The organism is Bradyrhizobium sp. RDI18 (genome assembly GCF_043203335.1).
In the GTDB taxonomy this organism is placed as follows: Bacteria; Pseudomonadota; Alphaproteobacteria; order Rhizobiales; family Xanthobacteraceae; genus Bradyrhizobium; species Bradyrhizobium retamae.
The window spans coordinates 365971-386170 of record NZ_JBICRN010000008.1; the positions used below are offsets into that span (position 1 = coordinate 365971).

Genomic DNA, 20200 nt, shown 5'->3' on the forward strand with positions numbered 1-20200 from the left:
AGAAATACTTGAGTCCATTTGAGCCTCACGAACGGCGGATCGGACAAGGTATATGCGGGACAATAGGATTGCCGCGTAGTGCAAATGGGTGTGCTTGACTTTTCAGCGATGTATGGAGCGGCGTCCAACCACTCGGCCGGTTCTTGCGTCAATCGTTAGCCTTAAGATGTCGCGCCCCCGGCGCGTTTCGCCAGTGACGACCCAGTATCTGCCGCGCCTGTCGATGTTCCGGATGCGATCGACACCATTGCGTCGCGCGATTCGTATTGCGTCCTGCCGATCAATGCGTCCTCTGCGATCGATGCGAACACCATCGCGATCGATAGTAACGCTTTGCGCAACTGCGTTGGGAATGACGGGAGGAAGCAACTCAGCCAAACTGAGGAATGAGGCCCCCAACAAAACGGCGAGCATTTTGTTCATCGAGCATTCTCCAATATCGCGGCGCTATTGCGCGACCGAGTTGCGCTCGTTAATCACTGCTACTATATCGGGATGTTTCCGCTTGGCAATAGTGCAGGTCCGCCGACCATTGATGCGTTTCGTATGCAAAAGTGCTCTCAAGAAAGGTGCCGAAGCCGGTCCGGACAAGCTCAAGTGTCGGTGAGGGGCGGTGACCTTTCTGGAGCACACGTCTGCTATTGTGAAGGGTTTTAGTCCATTGGCCCTTCTGCGACCTCCGGCGACGTCCGCTACTCCGCTGCTAATGGCGACAAGCGGACATCAGGCGTGCCTGACCCAAGCGCCCCGATTATGAGTACACGGCCTAGTCCTAATGCGTCATAGCTGCTCGATCCCTTCATTCTGAGGAGCCCGCAGAGCGGACGTCTCGAAGAATGTAGGCCACAGACGAGGCCTCATGGTTCTCCCGGCGATGCGAAGCATCGTCCCGAGACGCGCGGAGCCTGTCATCGGGCCGCGCTACGCGCGGACCCGTTGGCGCTCCTCACCATGAGGGACACATGCGCAATAAGACTAGCCAGGCTATGCCGCGCGCACCTGACCAAGAAACGCGTCGACCTGCTCGCGCAATTGCTGCGACTGCCGCGACAGATTGCCGGCGGCGGTCTCGACCTGGCTTGCCGCTGCGCCAGTGGCTGCCGCGCCCTCGGTGACGCCGCCGACATTGGCTGACACTTCCTGGGTGCCGGCCGCAGCCTGTTGCACATTGCGCGCGATCTCCTGGGTCGCCGCGCCCTGTTGCTCGATGGCAGAGGCGATGGTTGTTGCGATCTCGCTGATTTCGCCGATGGTCTTGCCGATCGCCTCGATCGAGACGACGGATTTCTGCGTGGCTCCCTGGATCGCCGATATCTGGGAGGCGATCTCCTCGGTGGCTTTTGACGTCTGCTCGGCCAGGCTCTTGACCTCGGCCGCGACCACGGCAAAGCCCCTGCCGCTGTCGCCGGCACGCGCCGCTTCGATGGTGGCATTGAGCGCCAGCAGATTGGTCTGCGAGGCGATGTTGTTGATCAGCTTGACGATGTCGCCGATCCGCTGCGCCATCGCCGCGAGGCCCTGAATTTCGGCGTTGGTGCCCTGTGCTTCCTGCACGGCCTTTGCCGCGATCGCCGCCGACTGGCTGACCTGCCGGCTGATCTCGGTGACGGACGCGGACAGTTCTTCCGTGGCGGTGGCCACCGTCTGGACGTTGCTCGACGTTTCCTGCGCGCCCGATGCTACGGCCGAGGCCTTGTTGGTATTTTCGGTTGCGACCGCTGCCATCCTTTCGGCGGTGGCGCGCATTTCGACGATCGATGTCGCGACGGCATCGAGCACGCGGCTGGCGCTCTGGTCGAAGCCTGAAGTCAGCGTCTCCATCACCTGTTGACGTTGCTCTTTCTTCTGTTGTTCCGCTCGCTGTTCGGCAGCCAGTGCGTTCGCCCTGACAGCATTGTCGCGGAAGACCGCGACCGATCGTGCCATCTCGCCAACTTCATCAGCCCGCGCCTGCGCAGGAATGTCGATCGACAGATCGCCGCCGGCAAGGCGCTGCATGGCGGCTGTCATGGCGGTCAGGGGACGGATCACGCGCCGGGACAGTACCCAGATCGACCCCATGCCGACAACGATACCGAGCAGCGTGACGAGGGCGACGAGAATGAGCTGGGTTCTTGCCGCCGCAGCCTTGGCCGCCGCGTGGACATTGGTGACGTCGACCGCGGCATCCTTGATCCGGACGATGGATTCCAGCGCAGGGTTCGACGCGTCGTACCATTGCTGCACCGTCATCGGATAACCGGCGCCCGCGATGCCTGCCTTGTAGATCGTATCGGTTTGAGCCTTGAAATTGCCGAGGAAGTTTTGCTCGGCGGCGGCAACGGCAGAGACAAGCGGCGACGCCGCACCGGCGGTTAGATCGCGTATCGTCTGCCAGTTCGACTGCACCTGCCCGCGCCAATTGGCGATGTCACGCTGCTGCTCGGTCGATAGCGCGCGGCCGGCCGAGATATTGCCGGCGTGAACGGCGCGTTCGCGGCCGGCATATTCGCGCATCAGGAAAGCGCTCTGCTTGACCATCGTAAGCTCGCCGACGATGGCGTCTTCCCTGCTGATTTCGCGCGAGGCAATGGTCCAGAGCGATTGAATCCGGGTCAGGAGGTCAGAGACGGCCGGGTACCAGGATTTGAGCAGTTCGGCATCGCGCTGCTCCTTCGGAACTTGAAGGGCGGAATCTGCGCTGCGGCGGAGCTGCCTGACACGTTCATAGGCCTGCTCGACGTCGGTAATCAGCTTCTTGCCTTCCGGCGTCGCGGTGGCGGCAATCTGCCGGAGCGCCGGGGCCAGCACGGCATCGCCCTGCGAACGGCGCTTCTGGATCACTTCGCCGGTCTGAGCATTTGCCGGAGCAGGGGCCTGCAGTGCCGTATTGGTCTGTCCGCGTTCAAGCTGAATGTTCTCCAATCCCTTGAGCAGGTGATCGGCGTTTGCATTCACCTCGGCAACGCGGACGGCGGCCGTGTAGCTGCGCCAGGCATCTGCGCCGGTAATGGCGCAGGAGATCAGGACCAGTACCGCGAGCACCCCGACGATCACGGCGAGGGTGGTCTTGACGGTGAGCGTGCCCGAAAGGGCCTCGCGCTTCGAGTGCATGGGGATACCTTCCGGCTGGCGGCCCCTTGATGACGGCCTCTTCGTTACTACCAGCCGGCCGTTACCAAGCCGCTAACTGGAGCACTGGGTTGTAATGCCAAAGTACTGTCTTGAAAGCCTTTTCGACATTTTCTGATACTCGTTCGGACAAGCCACGTCCCTCAAGTTGCAGGCGCGGACAGGGTCGGCAGCATGCCGCGCGAGGACGAAGCTCCGACGATCGAAAGCGATGCGATGACCCAAAGAGTCACCTCCTGGTGGCAGGCTCCCACCCCAAACTTGTGACGCCTTTCACTATTGCCCCAAAAAAGATCAGATAAGCTTGGTCGGTCCGAGCAACTGCGTCGGGCGTACGTGGCCTTTTGAATTTTTTCCGATCACATCGACGTACTCCTTTCCAGGAGGAACACGTGTCAGATTTTACAAGAAATCATGCCGTGGTTATTGGCGCCGGCATGGCCGGGCTTACGGCTGCTCAGGCGATCTCCAGGCATTTCAGGAAAGTCACGGTCATCGAGCGGGACGTGCTTCCCGCCGAGCCCGCGCCCCGTAGCGGCACGCCGCAGGCCCAGCATGCCCACATGCTGCTCGCGGGCGGGCTGAGGGCCCTGCAGACTCTGTTTCCGGGCTTTGAGAAGGATCTGGCGGGAGCCGGCGCAGTGAAGATCCGCGCCGGGAAGGACCTCCGGTTCGAGCGCCCCGGATTCGACCCATTCCCCGTTCGCGATCTCGGCTTCGATATTTTCAGCATGTCGCGCCCATTGCTCGAAGCTGTTACTCGACGACGCATTCAGAAAACCCCGAACATAGGCATTTGCGTACGTTCCCGCGTAACCAGGCTTGTCGCATCGCGTGATGCAACGCGGATCGAGGCGGTTTGTTGCGACAGTGAAGATGGTCGTGCTGTGACGATGGAAGCTGACTTGGTAGTTGAAGCTTCTGGCCGCGGCGGCCTGACGCTGCAACTGCTCGAAGAGCTTTCTTTGCAGAAGCCCGAAGAAACCGAGATCGGCATTGATCAGGCCTATGCGAGCACCATTGTCGAGCGGCTCGATCACGATGCCGACTGGCTGGGCAATATCATTCTGCCGTCTGCACCGGGCAGCAGCCGCGGCGCGTTCCTGTTTCCAATCGAAAAGCAGCGATGGCTGCTTTCCATCGGAGGCAATCATGGCGACACGCCTCCGGGCGACCGTGCGGGATTTATGGATTTCGTCAGGAGCCTGCGTACCCCGACGATCTATGACGCGGTCAGGGACGCGCGCCCGCTGACTGATATCGTCCGCTACCAGTTGCCTTGCAGCACGCGGCGACATTTCGAGCGCCTCGAGTCTTTTCCGGCGGGGCTGCTTGCGACGGGCGATGCCCTCTGCCGCTTCAATCCAGTGTTCGGCCAGGGTATGAGCGTGGCAGCGCAGGAAGCCGTGATCCTGGACCGGTTGTTGACAGAAGATGCCCCCATGGAGCGCCTGGCGCGTGACTTCTTCGCTGCCATCCAGGACACCATCGCGACGCCATGGGGCGTTGCCGTCAGCGATTTTGTCTATCCCGCCACGCGCGGCGTGCGGCCCGCCGATCTCGCGCAGCGCCTGCAATATGGTATGGCTTTGACGAAGCTCGCCGCGCAGGATCCCGAGGTGCACCGGCTGACCGTAGAAGTCTCGCAGCTCCTCAAGCCGCAGGCTGCGCTGCGTGAGCCAGCGCTCGCGGCGCGCGTGATGTCGCTAATATGACGGGCAATGTGGGGGACCGCGATGGACTTTGTCACCGTGCCGAACGGAGCGATCAAGCTCAACGTGGCCGTCAGCGGCTCGGGCCCGCTGATTGTCTGCGTACATGGATTCCCGGAGCTCGGGTACTCCTGGCGGCACCAGATCGCGCACTTTGCGGCGCGAGGTTTTAGGGTAGCCGCGCTTGACGTGCGCGGCTACGGACGGAGCTCCAAGCCGAGAGAGATCACGGCATACACGCTACGTCATCTCGCCTCGGACGTCGTTGCTGTGATCGAGCATATGGGAGATGGCCCGGCCGTTCTGTTCGGCCACGACTGGGGCGCGCCCATCGTATGGCACACGGCGCTCCTTCACCCCGACAAAATCAGGGCGGTGGCTGGTCTGAGCGTGCCGTTCCGTCCGCGCGGACCCGTGCCTTTCATCGAACTTGCGCGATCGATCTACAAGGGACGCTTCTTCTACCAGATCTATTTCCAGCAAGAGGACGTGGCGGAGGCCGAACTGGAGACGGACATCGCCGGTGCCCTGCGCAAGGTGTATTTTGCACTGTCCGGGGCTGCGCCTCACAACAAGTGGCTCGAGCCGAAGCCGGCGGAGGCACGGCTGCTGGATGGGCTCGTCGATCCGCAGCCCTTTCCAGGCTGGATGAGTGAGACCGATCTGGCGGTCTATGTCGAAGCGTTTCGGGCCGGCGGCTTTCGCGGTCCACTCAACCGATACCGCGCACAGACACTCGACTTTGCCGAGCTGGCCGAATTGAGCGGACGCAGTATTGAGCAGCCATCGGCCTTCATCGCCGGCGAGCGTGATCCAGTGCGCGCCTTCGTCCCGGGCGTGGATCTTTATGCCGACCCCGGCGTTGCTTGCTCCGATTTCCGCGGCTCCACCATCATCCCCGGTATCGGACATTGGGTGCAGCAGGAGGCGCCAGAGGAGACTAACGCGGCGCTCGAGGCGTTCGTGCGGGGGCTGTAGCGCGGTCGGCGCCTCGCGCGACAAGACATTGGATCGTCTAAGTGGTGCTGGCGGCCGCTGCAGCATCGAGAGCCGGCTGCTCGAAGTCGACTGACGTAGGCAGGAGGATCGTGCGGTGCAACAAGCAGCGGTAAAATCCATCAGCGCGACTCCGCGCAAAAGCACAGCCACGCTGCAGCAGTCTGCCGGCGCTTGCTGCAGTCAGAAAGCAAGATGACAACCTGAGGCGATGGTGGCAGAATGGTGGCAGACGTGGTTTCAAGCTTGGCGACTGAGAAGAAACGAAGAAAAGCGATCGCCAAGGTCACGTTGTCCAAGGGAGGAGAGGACTCATGAAACGCTTGTTTCTGGGATTAACCGCCGTTGCCCTGATCGCATCGGCGTTTGTCGGATCCACCACTACAGTCATGGCGCAGACGAAGGTGCTGAAGATGCAGGCCACATGGCCGGCGTCGCTTACGCTCTATGATAACTTCACCTATTTCGCAGAGCGGGTGAACAAACTATCGGCCGGCGCGCTGAAGATCGAGGCGATGCCTGCCGGCCAGGTGGTGCCGGCGTTCGAGGTGCTGGACGCGACCAACAAGAAGGTGCTCGACGGCGCGCATGCGTGGGCCGGCTACTGGACCGGCAAGAACAAGACCGCGATTCTGTTCACCGGCGGTCCCGGCGGCACGTTCGGCATGGACTACATGGACGTGATGGGCTGGTTCTATCACGGCGGCGGCCTCGATCTGTACAACGAGTTCTATCAGAAGGAGCTCAAGCTCAACGTCGTCGTATTCCCCATCCTGCCTGCTGGGCCGCAGGCTTTCGGCTGGTTCAAGAAGCCGATCCAGACGGTCGAGGACATGAAGGGAATGAAGTGCCGCCAGACCGGCATGGCGGGCGAAGTCTGGCAGGCGCTCGGCTTCACGGTGGTCAACATGCCGGGCGGCGAGATCATTCCCTCCGCGCAGCGCGGCGTGATCGATTGCGCGGAATGGGTCGGCGGCATCGAGGACATGCAGCTCGGCTTCCACAACGTCTGGAAGTACCACTATTCGCCCGGCCTGCATGAGAACGTGACGGTCGGCGAAATCGTGATCAACGGCGATGTGTGGAAAGAGCTCAGCCCGCAACACCAGGAGATCATCAAGTCGGCGGCCAACGAGACATTCCTCGTCTGGTGGACCAAGTGGCAGCGCCAGAACGCCGATGCGTTGACCGAGATGCAGCAGAAGCACGGCGTACAGATCCTGCGCACGCCGACCGAGATCCTGCTGACCTTCATCAAGAAGTGGGACGAGATCGCGGCGGCCGAGGGCGCCAAGAACCCGTTCTTCAAGAAGGTGCACGACTCGCAGAAGGCCTATGCCAGCGCCGTGGTGCCGTACAAGCGGTCCTATTTCCCGCCGTACTCCTTCATGGCGAATTACTACTTCCCCGTCGAGAAATAGGGCTTCGTCCGAGGGCGGCCGGTTTCGGCCGCCCCATTCACGCGCAGCCGGCCTGCGTCGCGCCGCAAGGCGCGCCGCACCGGCGTCGGCGGTAGGGGGAGGGATGGCTGAGATAACTGACAGACAGTCGCCGGCGCTGCTGGCCATAATCCGGATCATCGACGGCTTCACGGATTGGACCGGCACGATCATCTCGTGGCTGGCGGTGCCGCTTGTTCTGGCCGTCGCCTACGAGGTTACAGCGCGCTATTTGTTCAACGCGCCGACCATTTGGGCCTACGACGCAACCTACATGCTCTACGGCTCGCTGTTCATGCTCGGCGCCGCTTACGCGCTGCACAAGGGCGCTCACATCCGCACCGACTTCTTCTGGGAGAAGTTCTCCGTCCGCAGGAAGGGCTGGATCGATACGATCTCCTATATCGTCTTCTTCTTCCCAAGCCTGATCATGCTGTTGCTGATTAGCTGGAACGAATTTCACTACGCCTTTCAGATCAACGAGACCTCGGACCAGACACCATGGCGACCCGTGCTGTGGCCGTTCAAGTTCGTCGTGCCACTCGCCTGCTTCCTGCTGCTCATCCAGGGCGTGTCCGAGTTGATCAAGAGCATCTACATGATGCGCACCGGTGTCGAGCTCGAGCACAAGGAGAAGGTCGAGATATGACCGCAGAAGCGCTGATCGGCCTCATCATGCTTCTGGTCCTGCTTGGAGCGATCTTTATCGGCGTGCCGATATCGTTCACATTGCTGTTTCTCGCCTTTTCGTTCGGCTACTGGGGCATGGGCTCAACGGTCTTCGAACTAGGCTACTTCCAGACCATCGGAATGATGAAGGAGGAACTGCTGGCCGCCGTGCCGCTGTTCATCTTCATGGGCTTCATCACCGAGCAGGCGGGTCTCATGGAGCGCCTTTTTACGGCGTTCCGCATGCTGCTTGCGCCGGTGCGCGGCGCGCTCTTCCTCGTGGTCATCCTGACCTCGACGGTGTTCGCGATGGCGACAGGCATCGTTGGAGCAGCGGTCACCGTTCTTGGCATCATGGCCTCGCCGATCATGACGAAGGCGGGTTACGACGCCAAGCTTTCAGCGGGCACCATCACCGCGGGCGGCACGCTCGGCATTCTCATTCCACCGTCGGTGATGCTGATCGTGATGGGGCCGGTGCTCGGGGTGTCGGTCGCCGATCTCTATGCCGCAGCCTTCGGGCCGGGCTTCCTGCTGGCCGGCCTCTACATCGCCTATCTGATGGGCCGCGCCTTCCTGAATCCCAAGCTCGGGCCGCCGGTGCCAATGGACGAGCGGATCTATTCTGCGTGGTACATTGCGCGCGAGGTGATTATCGGCACGCTGCCCCTGCTCGGGCTCATCACAGCGACGCTCGGCTCGATCATCGGGGGGCTTGCGACACCGACGGAGGCTGCCGGCATCGGCAGCGTTGGCGCGCTGATCCTGTCCATCGCATATGGCAGGTTCTCGCTCGGCGGACTGCAGCGCGCGCTGATCTCGACGATGGCGACATCGAGCATGGTGCTGCTGCTCGCGGTCACGTCGAATATTTTCGGTGCGGTGTTCGCTCGCCTCGGCTCGGCGAACTGGATCACCGAGACGATGCTCGGCCTCCAGTTGCCGCCCAGCCTTATGCTGATCGTCGTGCTCGTGCTCATTTTCCTGCTGGGTTGGCCGTTCGAATGGCCAGCCATCATCCTGGTGTTCCTGCCGATCTTCTATCCCGTCGTGAAGGGCATGGGCATCGATCTCATATGGTTCGGCGCGCTGGTTGCGGTGGTGCTGCAGACCGCCTTTCTTTCGCCGCCGGTTGCCATGTCAGCGTACTATCTCAAGCAAGTGGTCAAGGGCTGGAGCCTCGCGACGATTTACGCCGGCATGTTCCAGTTCATGATCCTGCAGGTGATCTGCGTTGGGCTGATGATTGCTTTCCCCGGCATTGCGACCTGGTTCCCGCACACGCTGCACGAGGCGTCGCGCAGTCAGGTGATCCCGGAGGAGTACAAGAAAATCCTGGAGCAGCAGAGGCGGGCCCCGTCCTTGGAAGACGAAGACTGGTCGACACCAAAAAAGAAGTAGCCGGATGTTGTTGCGTCCGTCTTACTTTCGCACGATCGATCCGGCGCGCCCGACGAGCCGCGCCAGTTGCTTGAAGCGGCTGCCGACGCGGTCGGCAACGAGATCGACCATGCGATGCTCGAACACCAACATCAGCTTGCGGCCGTTGGTGCGGAAATGCGTCGCGGGCAACACACCGGTGCGCGCCGCCGTTATCAGGTGCGCGACGCGGAACGCCGCGCCGAGAAGGCGCGCACGCTCATCCATCGCCGGCGGCACCAGCCCGCGGACGCGTTCCGGCGGCTCGTTCTCTTCGCTTAAGCCCGCATAGCGATAGAACACCGACAGCGCGACAAAGGCGCGGCCCTGATGGCTGATCGAGCCGAAATTGCCGTTGGTGATCAGGCTCAGCGTTTCCTCGCCGCGGTGGTCGGGGTGCACGCGCCATCCGATATCGGAAAGCAGGCAGGCGGCGTGGCGCAGGCGGCGGTCCTCCTCGGTCTCGCGCAGCTTCACGACCCGCACCAGCCGATCGGTCCATGCGACCAGTTCCTCGGCGTGGCGTGCGGAGCGCGACAACAGTCCGTTCAGGGTTTGGGCTGCGCAGATGAATCCGTCCTTGGCGCGCTCCTGCGGCGGCAGCATTTCGTAGAGCAGGCCCTCGCGGACCCCGAAGGTGGAAAACACGATCGTCTTCGGCCGGCCGACGCGGATGATGTATTCGAGCACCAGCGCCGCATAGGTCAGGAGCGGGCGCCGTGCATCCGCGACGACTTCGATGTCCGCGAGCATGTTGGCGGCCGCCAGCCGGCGCAGGCGGCGGGCGAAATCGAGCGCGTCGGCGGCAGGTAATGAATAGCCGTGCATCACGCGTAGCGGATAGCCGCTTTGGACGATGTGAATACGCGCCAGCGCGCGCCAGGTGCCGCCGACCGCATAGAAGGTGCGGCCATAGCCGGCCTTGAGCTGGGCGACGCCGGACAGATCGTCGCGAACGATGCGCTCGGCGCGCTTCAAGGATTTCTCCGAGAGATCCTGCAACGCCAGGCTTCCCAGCGGCAGCGTGACGCCGCTGTGGACCCGGTTTTTCTCCACATCGATCAGTTCGAGCGAACCGCCGCCGAGGTCGCCGACGATGCCATCGGGATTGTGGATGCCGGAGATGACGCCGAGCGCGGACAGTTTTGCCTCGCGGGGACCGGACAGGATCTGAATCGGCGCGCCGCAGATGCGCTCCGCCTTGGCAATGAAGTCGGGACCGTTCTTGGCGTCGCGGCAGGCGGCGGTGGCGATGGCGAAGACGCGCTCCACCTGCTGGATGCGGCACAGCGCGCGAAATCGCCGTAGCGCCGTCAGCGCTTTGGTAACCGCATCCTCGGCCAACAGGCCGGTGCTCTGCACCTCGCGGCCGAGCCCCACAGCGCCTTTTCGTTGAAGATGGTGACGAGGCTGCGCGCCATCGTCTCATAGACGACGAGACGAACCGAGTTCGAACCGATGTCGATGACGGCGACGCTGGAAGCGCGCTTGCGCGGCCGCTTCACAGCGGCGCTCCCTTATGACGATTGCTGACGTTCGGTACGGCGCGTGAGGCGGCGCGGCGAAGATTCCTTGAGAGACTTTCCACGTCCAGACAGGCTCGGATTCGTCATGAAATAGTTGTGCAGATTGAACGGCTCTTCGCCTTTCGCGGCCTTCATACGCGTTGAGGACCCATCCGGCAATAACTGCCAGCTCTGCTCGGTATCCTTCAGGTTCGCGACCATGATCTGTTCGAGAACCTGCTGATGTACCGTGGGATTTTGCAATGGACAGAGGACTTCGACGCGGCGGTCGAGGTTTCGCGGCATCATGTCGGCGGACGAGATATACACAGCCGCTTTCGGGCCGGGCAGCCCTTGCCCCATACCAAAGCAGTAGATTCGGCCGTGCTCCAGGAAGCGGCCGATGATCGACTTGACCCGGATGTTTTCGGAAAGTCCTGGAATGCCCGGCCGCAGGCAGCAGATGCCGCGTACTACCAGTTCGATCGACACGCCGGCCTGTGACGCCTCGTACAGCGCGTCGATAACATCGGGATCGACCAGCGAATTCATCTTCATCCAGATCGCCGCCGGCTTGCCGTGTCGAGCGTGATTGGACTCGCCTCTGATGTGTTCGATGATGCGCTTGCGTAGCGTCAGCGGCGACACCGCCATCCGCTCGATGTCGCTCGGCTCCGCATAGCCGGTGATGTAGTTGAACACCCGCGCCGCGTCGCGGGCGATGATCGGGTCCGACGTGAAATAGGAAAGGTCGGTATAGATGCGCGCGGTGACCGGATGATAATTGCCGGTGCCGGTATGCACATAGGTCGTCAGGCTACCGCCCTCGCGCCGCACTACCATCGACAGCTTGGCGTGCGTCTTCAGTTCGAGAAAGCCGTACACGACCTGCACGCCGGCGCGTTCGAGATCGCGCGCCCAGCGGATGTTGGCTTCCTCGTCGAACCGCGCCTTCAGCTCGATCAGCGCGGTCACCGACTTGCCGGCCTCCGCGGCTTCCGCAAGGGTACGCACGATCGGCGAATTGTTCGAGGTGCGGTAGAGCGTCTGCTTGATGGCGACGACGTCGGGATCGCGGGCGGCCTGCTGCAGGAACTGCACGACGACGTCGAAGGATTCGTAGGGGTGATGGACGATCAGGTCCTTTTGCCGAATCGCCGCGAAGATGTCGCCGGCGTGGTCGCGCACCCGTTCGGGATGCCGCGGCACATACGGCGCGAATTCGAGGTCGGGCCGGTCGAGCCGGGTGAGCTGCGAGAGCTCGTTCATCGCCAGCACACCGTCGACCAGAAACACCTCGTCGTCGGCGGCGGAAAGCGCTTGCTGCACGAAGATGCGCAACGCTTCCGGCATCTTGGCTTCCATCTCCAGCCGGATCACCGAACCGCGCCGCCGCCGCTTCAGCGCAGTCTCGAACACGCGGACCAGATCCTCGGCCTCTTCCTCGATTTCGAGTTCAGGTCGCGGATGATGCGGAAAGCGCCCTGGCCCTTGACGGTGTAGCCGGGGAACAGGCGGCCGATGAACAGGCCGGTGGCCTGCTCCAGCGGGATCAGGTGCACCGCGCCGTCCTTGGGCATGCGGATGAAGCGGTCGATCTTGCCGGGCATGCGGATCAGCGCGTTCATCGCCTTGCCGTCGGAAGTCCGCAACAATTGCAGCGCGATGGTGAAGCCGAGGCTCGGGATGAACGGGAACGGGTGCGCGGGATCGATCGCCAGCGGCGTCAGCAGCGGGAAGATGCTGCGGAGGAAGTGATCCTCGAGCCAGCCCCGCTCCGCCTTGGTGAAGTCGTGGCCGTCGACCAGCATGATGCCGGCGTCCGACAGGGTGGTGCGCAGATCGCGCCAGATCGCCTGCTGATCGGAAGCCAGTTCCGAAACCGTCTTGTTGATGAGAGTGAGCTGCTCGGACGGCGTCAGGCCATCGGGGCTGCGTTCGGCGATGCCTTCACGGACCTGCGCCTTGATGCCGGCGACGCGAACCATGAAGAACTCATCAAGGTTATTGGCCGAAATCGACAGGAATCGCACCCGTTCCAGCAACGGATGGCCGGGATTGACCGATTCCTCGAGCACCCGGCGGTTGAAATGCAGCCAGGATAGTTCCCGATTGATGAATCGCTCCGGGCTCGTGACGATCGTGGACGGAGCCTCGGCAATCGGCTCTTTTTCTTTATTTCAACGGCTTGTACCAATTCCATAAGGCTTTGATCCATCGCGAGCGAGGCAGGGCCGACTTTAAGGGAATGCGGCCCACAGCATGTGATACGCCGATGACGTTTCAATGACATTGACGTTCCGCGCAGAGCCGGCGTCAAGGTGGCAGGACGCAGCAGGAACTGCCCGATCAGGCGTTGCGCAAGAGTTCCGCGGCCAGCGCCCGGGTGACCGGCCGGCCGAGCCGCAGCGCCTCGGTATCCAGGAGCTCGATCGCTTGGCGGGCAGCGGCATAGGAGCGTTCGATTCGGGTGGCGAGGTAGCTCACCACCGTCTCGTCGATGCTCAATTGGCGGTCCGCGCAGAATTTGACGATCAGGCCACGAAACAACAGGTCATCCGGCGGCAATAGCGACACGAGGGGGCGGCGCGCAGCCGCGACCGGAGATCGCGCAGCTCGATCTCGAACGCCGCCGGTGGAACGCGTCCGGTGATCAAGACGAAGGCCCCGTCTTCGCGCGCCAGGTTCAGGAGGTGAAACAAGGCGCGTTCGTCGAAGTCGGCCGGCCTCAGATCCTCGACCACCAGTGCCCCGGTGGCGAGCGCGCCGGGGACGGCAGCGGCGTTAAGCGCGTGCGCCGAGATCGAGCGCGCGCCGGCCTGTTCGGCCCAGATCGCGGCGAGATGGCTCTTGCCCGAGCCCTCTGGCCCCACCAGCAGCATGATGCGGTTCGGCCAGTCCGGCCAGCTTTCGATCAGCGAGAGTGCGGCTGCATTGGCCGGACCCTCGAGGAAATTGTCGCGGGTCAGACTCTCCGCATGCGGCAGCGCAAAGGCAAGCTGACGAGGTTGAACGCGAACTACCACGCAAATCTCCAGGCCGGAATCTTCAGGCCTTCATGGCGCTTTCGAGCGAAAGCCTGTCCCGGACTTGATCCGGGGCAGGCACGCTTGCGAGAAGAAAAAACGCGTAAAAACAAAAGAACAGCCTAGCGCGCTTCGATCGTGCTCATGTGCCGCACCCATTCGACGAGATAGAGCGAGACGGAAACCAAAGTAAAGACCGTAACCAAACCCATCAGGATCACGTCATAGGGCGCCGGCTTGAAATTGAAACCGAGCGACGCCAGCACCAGCGCCGCGAACGCCACCTGCGCCACCGTGTTGAGCTTCGATACCATCAGGGGCTTCATCGGGATCGGCTTGTCGAACAGCCATGACACGATCACGGCCGTCACGATCATGATGTCGCGCGACACCACGAGGATGACGAGCCAGCGCGGCACCGCACCCCAGATGCCGAGCGCCACGAAGATGGAAACCAAGAGTGCCTTGTCGGCAAGCGGGTCGAGCAGGGCGCCCAGTTCACTCGACATGTTGAAGCGCTTGGCGAGGAAACCATCGACGGCGTCGCTGACCCCGGCAATGACAAAAATCGCAAACGCGATTTCCATCTGGCTGGAAACGATCGCCCAGACGATGACCGGCACCAGAATGATGCGCCCCAGCGTAATGATATTTGGAATGCTCAACTCGGTCGCTTCCCGGCTCCCGGCCTAAATCCGGCCCCTGGCGGGTACAGCCGGCTCTTATCTACATAGTATATGCGCCAAGCGCTTGCGAGCCATTGCAGGATCGCGGAATTCCTCGTAACCAGCCGTCATCATACTGGAATTTGGGCATGAACGACCGCAAAAACGGGCTGACTTACGCGGATTCGGGCGTCGATATCGATGCGGGTAACCGCCTGGTCGATCTCATCAAGCCGATGGTGCGCGCCACCGCCCGGGCCGGCGCAGACGCCGAAATCGGCGGTTTTGGCGGCTTGTTCGACCTCAAGGCGGCGGGTTTCAAGGACCCGGTGCTGGTGGCGGCGACCGACGGCGTCGGCACCAAGGTCAAGATCGCGATCGAGACCGGCCTGCATGGCGGTATCGGCATCGACCTGGTGGCGATGTCGGTCAACGACCTTGTCGTGCAGGGGGCGGAACCGTTGTTCTTCCTCGACTATTTCGCCTGCGGCAAGTTGGACCCCGAGGCCGCGGCGGCCATCGTGGCAGGCGTCGCCGAGGGCTGCCGGGAGTCCGGCTGCGCCCTGATCGGTGGCGAGACCGCCGAGATGCCGGGGCTCTACAAGGACGGCGACTACGATCTGGCGGGCTTTGCGGTGGGGGCTGCCGAGCGCGGCGCGCTGTTGCCGGCCGCGGACATTGCCGTGGGCGACGCCGTGATCGGATTGGCCTCATCCGGTGTTCATTCCAACGGCTTTTCGCTAGTCCGGAAAATCGTCGCACAATCCCGCGTGGCTTTCGATGCGCCGGCGCCGTTCTCGCCGGTCATGACGTTGGGCGGCGCGCTGCTGACGCCGACGCGGCTCTATGTGAAATCCTGCCTGCGCGCCATCCGCGAAACCGGCGCGATCAAGGGGCTTGCCCACATCACCGGCGGCGGCTTCACCGACAACATCCCACGCGTGCTGCCAAAGCACCTCGGCGTCGGCATCGATCTGGCGCGGCTGCCAGTGTTGCCGGTGTTCAAATGGCTGGCGGAGCAGGGCGGCATCGCCGAACTCGAAATGCTGCGCACCTTCAATTGCGGCATCGGCATGGTTGCGATCGTCAAGCCGGATGCGGTCGAGAAGGTGACGCAGATCCTGACCGAAAGCGGCGAGACCGTCGCCTTGCTCGGCGAAGTGATCCCGGCTGCGAGCGAACATCGCGTGGCCTACAACGGCCATCTCGATCTCGCGCAATGAAGCGCCGGGTCGCCATCCTGATCTCGGGGCGCGGGTCGAACATGGCCGCGCTGATCGATGCGGCGAAGGTTGCGGATTTTCCGGCCGAAATCGTCGCCGTCATTTCCAACCGGCCCGATGCGCCTGGCCTGGAGAAGGCAGCCGCGAGTGGCATCCCGACACTGGTCGTCGAGAGCAAGCCGTTCGGCAAGGACCGCGCGGGCTTTGAGGCCGTCCTGCAGCGGATGCTGGATGAAAAGCAGGTCGAACTGATCTGCCTCGGCGGATTCATGCGGCTGTTCACCGCCGAATTCGTGCAGCGCTGGTACGGAAAAATGCTCAACATCCATCCCTCGCTGCTGCCATCCTTTCCGGGTCTCGATCCGCACGGTCAGGCGCTGCAGGCCGGGGTCAAGATCTCGGGCGCGACCGTGCATTTCGTGATTCCCGAAACTGACGCCGGCCCGATCGTGATGCAGGGCGCGGTGACGGTGGCCGACGACGATACGACAGAGACGTTGTCGCAGCGCATTCTCGACATCGAGCATCGCATCTACCCCGAGGCGCTGCGCTTGCTCGCGAGCGGAAAGCTCCGATTCGAAGGCGACATCTGCAAGGTCGCCGATGGGGCCGACCGCGACGGCACCCTGATTTCGCCGCGGACGATCTGATATTATCCGCAAGGTGTGCGCGAACGAGCGCGGCGACCGCGCCCCGCTAATCTATCGAGGTTTCCATGATCACTCTCTATGGCTCCGGGCCCAATTTCGGCCTTCCCGACGCAAGCCCGTTCGTGACCAAGGCCGAGACCTTGCTGCGGATGTCGAAACTACCGTTCAGAAAAGCGCCGATGAGCTTTTCGAAGGCGCCCAAAGGCAAAATTCCCTACATCGAGGACGACGGCCAATTGCTCGGCGATTCCACGCTGATCCGCTGGCATCTCGAAAAGAAATACGGCATCGATTTCGACCAGGGCCTCAGCGCCGAGCAACTCGCCATCTCCTGGGCCTTCGAGAAGATGGTGGAGGACAATCTCTACTGGGCCAGCGTCTACTTCCGCTGGATGATCGAGGACAATTTCCGCAAAGGTCCGGTCAATTTCTTCAGGGGCGTGCCGGCGCCGGTCCGGCCGGTCGTCGTTTCGATGGTCCGCCGCCGGCTGCGCAAGACGTTGCACGGCCAGGGAATCGGCCGTCACTCCAAAGACGAGATCACCGCGATCGGGATCCGCTCGATTGACGCGATGGCGGCCTATCTCGGCGACAAGCCGTTTTTCATGGGCAGGGAGCCCGCCGGCATCGACGCCACGATGTTCGCCTTCGCGGTCTGTGCGATTTGTCCGGCGTTCGAGTCGGATTTGCAGCGGGCGGCCGCAAGCCATGCCAACCTGCGGCGCTATGTCGGTCGGATGACCGCGCGATTCTATCCGGAACTCAGCGAGATCGCCGGCTGCGAGGCGGCGGCCTGAATTCCAGGGCAGGGCGCAAACAAAATCCCCGGCGGGGCCGGGGGCAATTTGCGTGGACGAAGTCTACGTGACCTTGAGGTTTTCCGCGGACGTCTTGCCGCGGTTTTCGACAAGGTCGTACTCGATGTGCTGGTTCTCGTTGAGAGTGGTGAGCCCCGCACGCTCGACGGCCGAGATGTGGACGAACACGTCCTTCTCGCCGACCGCCGGCTTGATGAACCCATACCCCTTGGTGGGGTTGAACCACTTGACGCTGCCCTTGTGCATCGCCATCGCCTGTCTCCAAGTTTGGTCTAGATATAAAAAAGACGCGGCCACGTTTTCCACGTGCCACGCCACAAACGGGCTTCCCGGTAGCTGCTAGATTTCCTGCTCGCGAAACGCACAGTCGAACGGCCTGAATCCGATTGCGCTGGGATTGCAACACGAAATTTAGGCGTTCGCAAGGTTCTGGCGCGCTCCCGCAAATCGTCCTGGTGTCGCGGGCTGTGGCAGCCGAACCACAATGGCGCGTATTCGGCAGTGCGCCGATTGACCGTTTGCGCGAACTAGGGGCAAATCGTTGCGGTTTATCGGCATTTGCGCATTTTTCGGGCTCGCACTTTCGCCCTCTGGAATGGATTGCATGCGCGGCTCACGGCGGCCTTCGCGAGCATGGAGAATCGGAACTGGGCGCGCGCTCGCATCTCTGGCCGCGCTTGCGTTCGCTCTCATCACCGCCGTGCCCGCCGCCCACGCGCAATCGCCGACGCCCACGCCCACCCCGACACCCACACCTTCGCCGACGCCTAGCCCGACCCCGACCGTGATCAATTCGACGGTCTCATCGGGCGCGACGCTGACCAATCTCGGCAGCAATTTCCTGGAACGGCTGGGCAGCCAGTCGAGTAATGGCTTCAACCGCCTGCAGCGGACCAATCCGGGCGGCGGCGGCGCCTCCGAGAGCACGGAAGCGCCGCGCTACCGGACCTGGTTCGAAGGCTACGGCAACTGGACCAGGAACGGCGCGGTCGGCGATTTCGTCGGCGACAGCAGAAAGACCTGGGGCGGCGTGGCCGGCATTGGCGCGCGGGTGATGCCGGGCGTCAATATCGGCTTCTCGGTCGACCAGAGCCGTTCGGCGATCGACATTCCGCTGGCGCTGCAGTCGGCTACGATCGACCTCACGCAAATCGGCTTCACGGCCTCTATCGACAGCGGGCCATGGACTTGGGCCAGCGCGGTCGTGCACGGCTTTGGCAACATCAATTCGCGCCGAGACACGGGGCTCGGGATTGCGACCGCCGGATACAATGCGCGGCTCGACGGCGTGTTGAGCGAGATCAGCTATTACTGGTTCAAGGACCAGGCCCGCATCGTGCCCAAGGCCGCGTTCGAATATGTCCGCGCCCGGACCGGATCGCTGCAGGAGATCGGCGGCCTCGATCCCGTGGCGGCAACGGGCGCCACCGTGGAGCGCGCACGGCTGCTGATCGGCGCGGAGATCGGCCATTACTGGATCTTCGACGGCAAGATTTTCGACCTGTCGGGCTACGGCAAGTTCGTCGACAATGTCGTGCAGAATTTCTCCGACATCACCGTCACCCTTGGCGCCCAAAGCCTCACGCTGCAGGGCATCGGCGAGAGCCGGTATGGCGCCGACGCCGGCGCTTCGGCCTCGCTGAGCCTGACCAATACCGCACGGCTCTACGTAAACTACGACGCCAAGCTCCGCGCCGCGATGCAGTCGCATCAGGGCACGGTGGGGCTTGAGTTGAAATGGTAGCGAACTGTACCAGTTGGCCTCCGCGCCATTCACGGCCGGGCCTGCCACTCTGGCGGCGGCCCCGGATTTTTCGCGCTCGTTCACTCATTCAAGTGATGACGATTGCGATTGTCACATGGCAGGCTCTATCGGCTTATCGATCGCCCCGCCGCTCTCGGCCCAGTCCTTGAAGGCGCCTAGATTGTAGACATTGGGGTACCCCATATCCTTGAGCACCTTGCCGCCAAGCGCGGATCGTCCGCCGGACGCGCAATAGAGGATGACCGTCTTGTCCTTGGCAAAATTCTTGTCGTGGTAGGGCGTCTCGGGATCGGCTCGGAACTCCAGCATGCCGCGGGAGACATGGATGGCTCCTGCGACCTTGCCGCTCTTCTCCACTTCCGGCGCGTCACGCACGTCGACGACGAGGGTGTTTCCTTTCGCAATCATCTCCTTGGCCTGCGCGGGCGTGACGCGCGGCACCGCTGCGTTGGCGGCTTCCATCATCTGTTTGACGCTGGTGGTCATAGTCATCTCCTCTTCATGCTCGGTTTGAAAGTCCTGGGTTGAAAAATCTCTTCATCAGATCGCTCGGCCGACCGTCATCGCCTTGCGAAAATCGGCGTCTGCGTCGATGAAGGCCGGCTCCGGGCCGGCGCCGACCGCATCGAAGAACCGTGCGACGAAACAGCGGAACGCGGCGCAGAGCGCGATGTCGCAGATCTGGACGTCGGTGAAGCCCACCGCCCGCAGCCGCTCGATGTCTTTCGCCGTCACGCGGGACGCGTCGCTTGCGATAGTCTCGGCATAGCGCAGCATTTCGACGTCCCGTTCGCTTAGTCGCGCCGAGGCGAAGTTGCGTCGCACGGCCATGACCGCTTCCTTCGAGCCGAGGTCAGCGAGAAGCTGCTTGCCGTAGACGTGCGAGCAGTAGGTGGACGGCACCTGCTTTGCGGCGACGAATGTGATCAGCCGCCAGTCGCGCGGACTTAGCGAGAAGCCGGTGCGGATCTTGTCGGCGAACTCCTGGTAGATCGGCAGAAGATCCGGCCGCGCGGTCCAGCAGCGCGTCGCGGACATTACGAACCCGCTCTGGGCTTTCTGCGCTGCGTAGAGCTCGGCGATGCGGCCTGTCGCCTGAGTTTCGTCAACCGTCTTGAGAAACATCTAAAACCTCCGTTCGTGAAACAACTTCCGCGGCCAGTGCCGCATAAAATCCGGCCGGTTCTGCCGCGACGGACCGG

15 protein-coding genes and 3 pseudogenes are annotated in these 20200 nt (G+C 62.6%); 9 read left to right on the top strand and 9 right to left on the bottom strand.

Annotation, left to right across the window (positions count from 1 at the left end; all coding sequences use genetic code 11):
• Positions 1-102 precede the first annotated feature (102 nt).
• Both ACFXS9_RS10485 and ACFXS9_RS10490 read right to left on the bottom strand, forming a co-directional pair.
• The gene (locus tag ACFXS9_RS10485; RefSeq protein ID WP_392688369.1) at positions 103-423 is read right to left on the bottom strand and encodes a hypothetical protein; all 321 of its coding nucleotides are present in this window, start codon (positions 421-423) and stop codon (positions 103-105) included.
• 561 nt (positions 424-984) lie between these two features.
• Positions 985-3093, bottom strand: coding sequence for a methyl-accepting chemotaxis protein (locus tag ACFXS9_RS10490; RefSeq protein ID WP_392688371.1), 2109 nt, complete (start codon positions 3091-3093; stop codon positions 985-987).
• A 437-nt stretch (positions 3094-3530) separates the two neighbouring features.
• Here ACFXS9_RS10490 and ACFXS9_RS10495 point away from each other — a divergent pair, with 437 nt between their 5' ends.
• The 5 genes from ACFXS9_RS10495 to ACFXS9_RS10515 all read left to right on the top strand — a co-directional run bounded on the left by ACFXS9_RS10495 (position 3531) and on the right by ACFXS9_RS10515 (position 9328).
• Positions 3531-4826 carry an NAD(P)/FAD-dependent oxidoreductase gene (locus ACFXS9_RS10495; protein ID WP_392688374.1) on the top strand — a complete coding sequence of 432 codons (1296 nt, stop codon included), beginning with the start codon at positions 3531-3533 and terminating at the stop codon, positions 4824-4826.
• A gap of 21 nt (positions 4827-4847) precedes the next feature.
• Positions 4848-5801, top strand: coding sequence for an alpha/beta fold hydrolase (locus ACFXS9_RS10500; RefSeq protein WP_392688376.1), 954 nt, complete (start codon positions 4848-4850; stop codon positions 5799-5801).
• 332 nt (positions 5802-6133) lie between these two features.
• Complete coding sequence (locus ACFXS9_RS10505) at positions 6134-7240, top strand: TRAP transporter substrate-binding protein (protein ID WP_392688378.1); 1107 nt, start codon at positions 6134-6136, stop codon at positions 7238-7240.
• 103 nt (positions 7241-7343) lie between these two features.
• Positions 7344-7907 (top strand): TRAP transporter small permease subunit, encoded by a 564-nt coding sequence (locus ACFXS9_RS10510; RefSeq protein ID WP_392688380.1) that lies wholly within the window; start codon positions 7344-7346, stop codon positions 7905-7907.
• A complete protein-coding gene (locus ACFXS9_RS10515) occupies positions 7904-9328 on the top strand; it encodes a TRAP transporter large permease subunit (RefSeq protein WP_392688383.1) in 1425 nt (474 codons plus the stop codon). The genes ACFXS9_RS10510 and ACFXS9_RS10515 overlap by 4 nt, the downstream gene beginning before the upstream one ends.
• A 21-nt stretch (positions 9329-9349) precedes the next feature.
• Here ACFXS9_RS10515 and ppx read toward each other — a convergent pair.
• From ppx to ACFXS9_RS10535, 4 genes and pseudogenes are all read right to left on the bottom strand, one after another.
• Positions 9350-10851, bottom strand: a pseudogene (gene ppx / locus ACFXS9_RS10520) (exopolyphosphatase).
• A 12-nt stretch (positions 10852-10863) separates the two neighbouring features.
• Positions 10864-13054: pseudogene (locus tag ACFXS9_RS10525) on the bottom strand (RNA degradosome polyphosphate kinase).
• 146 nt (positions 13055-13200) lie between these two features.
• Positions 13201-13877: pseudogene (locus ACFXS9_RS10530) on the bottom strand (chromosomal replication initiator DnaA).
• Between the two features lie 122 nt (positions 13878-13999).
• Positions 14000-14542 carry a CDP-alcohol phosphatidyltransferase family protein gene (locus tag ACFXS9_RS10535; protein WP_392688385.1) on the bottom strand — a complete coding sequence of 181 codons (543 nt, stop codon included), beginning with the start codon at positions 14540-14542 and terminating at the stop codon, positions 14000-14002.
• A gap of 149 nt (positions 14543-14691) precedes the next feature.
• Between ACFXS9_RS10535 and purM the strand changes: the two genes are divergently transcribed.
• From purM to ACFXS9_RS10550, 3 genes are all read left to right on the top strand, one after another.
• On the top strand, positions 14692-15765 hold the full coding sequence (purM, locus tag ACFXS9_RS10540) for a phosphoribosylformylglycinamidine cyclo-ligase (protein WP_392688388.1): 1074 nt from the start codon (positions 14692-14694) through the stop codon (positions 15763-15765).
• Positions 15762-16415 (top strand): phosphoribosylglycinamide formyltransferase, encoded by a 654-nt coding sequence (gene purN, locus ACFXS9_RS10545; protein ID WP_392688391.1) that lies wholly within the window; start codon positions 15762-15764, stop codon positions 16413-16415. Before purM ends, purN begins: the two co-directional genes overlap by 4 nt.
• 65 nt (positions 16416-16480) lie before the next feature.
• Positions 16481-17212: a glutathione S-transferase family protein gene (locus tag ACFXS9_RS10550; RefSeq protein ID WP_392688394.1), complete on the top strand. Its 732-nt coding sequence runs from the start codon at positions 16481-16483 to the stop codon at positions 17210-17212.
• A 63-nt stretch (positions 17213-17275) separates the two neighbouring features.
• Here the strand turns inward: ACFXS9_RS10550 and ACFXS9_RS10555 are convergent, their stop codons facing one another.
• Positions 17276-17479, bottom strand: a complete 204-nt coding sequence (locus tag ACFXS9_RS10555; protein WP_065732889.1) for a cold-shock protein — start codon at positions 17477-17479, stop codon at positions 17276-17278.
• 358 nt (positions 17480-17837) lie between these two features.
• Here ACFXS9_RS10555 and ACFXS9_RS10560 point away from each other — a divergent pair, with 358 nt between their 5' ends.
• Positions 17838-18977 carry an autotransporter outer membrane beta-barrel domain-containing protein gene (locus ACFXS9_RS10560; protein ID WP_392688396.1) on the top strand — a complete coding sequence of 380 codons (1140 nt, stop codon included), beginning with the start codon at positions 17838-17840 and terminating at the stop codon, positions 18975-18977.
• A gap of 111 nt (positions 18978-19088) precedes the next feature.
• On the opposite strand, the gene ACFXS9_RS10565 is transcribed toward ACFXS9_RS10560, so the two are convergent.
• Positions 19089-19484, bottom strand: coding sequence for a rhodanese-like domain-containing protein (locus ACFXS9_RS10565; protein WP_392688399.1), 396 nt, complete (start codon positions 19482-19484; stop codon positions 19089-19091).
• A 54-nt stretch (positions 19485-19538) separates the two neighbouring features.
• Complete coding sequence (locus tag ACFXS9_RS10570) at positions 19539-20123, bottom strand: carboxymuconolactone decarboxylase family protein (RefSeq protein WP_392688402.1); 585 nt, start codon at positions 20121-20123, stop codon at positions 19539-19541.
• Between the last annotated feature and the right edge of the window lie 77 nt (positions 20124-20200).

Excerpts from the sequence above, each read along its gene's own strand:
- ACFXS9_RS10550 (WP_392688394.1), top strand. The coding sequence starts at position 16,481 with ATGATCACTCTCTATGGCTCCGGGCCCAATTTCGGCCTTCCCGACGCA.
- ACFXS9_RS10500 (WP_392688376.1), top strand. The coding sequence starts at position 4,848 with ATGGACTTTGTCACCGTGCCGAACGGAGCGATCAAGCTCAACGTGGCC.
- ACFXS9_RS10505 (WP_392688378.1), top strand. The coding sequence starts at position 6,134 with ATGAAACGCTTGTTTCTGGGATTAACCGCCGTTGCCCTGATCGCATCG.
- ACFXS9_RS10490 (WP_392688371.1), bottom strand. The coding sequence starts at position 3,093 with ATGCACTCGAAGCGCGAGGCCCTTTCGGGCACGCTCACCGTCAAGACC.
- ACFXS9_RS10510 (WP_392688380.1), top strand. The coding sequence starts at position 7,344 with ATGGCTGAGATAACTGACAGACAGTCGCCGGCGCTGCTGGCCATAATC.
- ACFXS9_RS10565 (WP_392688399.1), bottom strand. The coding sequence starts at position 19,484 with ATGACCACCAGCGTCAAACAGATGATGGAAGCCGCCAACGCAGCGGTG.
- ACFXS9_RS10485 (WP_392688369.1), bottom strand. The coding sequence starts at position 423 with ATGAACAAAATGCTCGCCGTTTTGTTGGGGGCCTCATTCCTCAGTTTG.
- ACFXS9_RS10555 (WP_065732889.1), bottom strand. The coding sequence starts at position 17,479 with ATGCACAAGGGCAGCGTCAAGTGGTTCAACCCCACCAAGGGGTATGGG.
- ACFXS9_RS10515 (WP_392688383.1), top strand. The coding sequence starts at position 7,904 with ATGACCGCAGAAGCGCTGATCGGCCTCATCATGCTTCTGGTCCTGCTT.
- purM (WP_392688388.1), top strand. The coding sequence starts at position 14,692 with ATGAACGACCGCAAAAACGGGCTGACTTACGCGGATTCGGGCGTCGAT.
- ACFXS9_RS10570 (WP_392688402.1), bottom strand. The coding sequence starts at position 20,123 with ATGTTTCTCAAGACGGTTGACGAAACTCAGGCGACAGGCCGCATCGCC.
- purN (WP_392688391.1), top strand. The coding sequence starts at position 15,762 with ATGAAGCGCCGGGTCGCCATCCTGATCTCGGGGCGCGGGTCGAACATG.
- ACFXS9_RS10560 (WP_392688396.1), top strand. The coding sequence starts at position 17,838 with ATGCGCGGCTCACGGCGGCCTTCGCGAGCATGGAGAATCGGAACTGGG.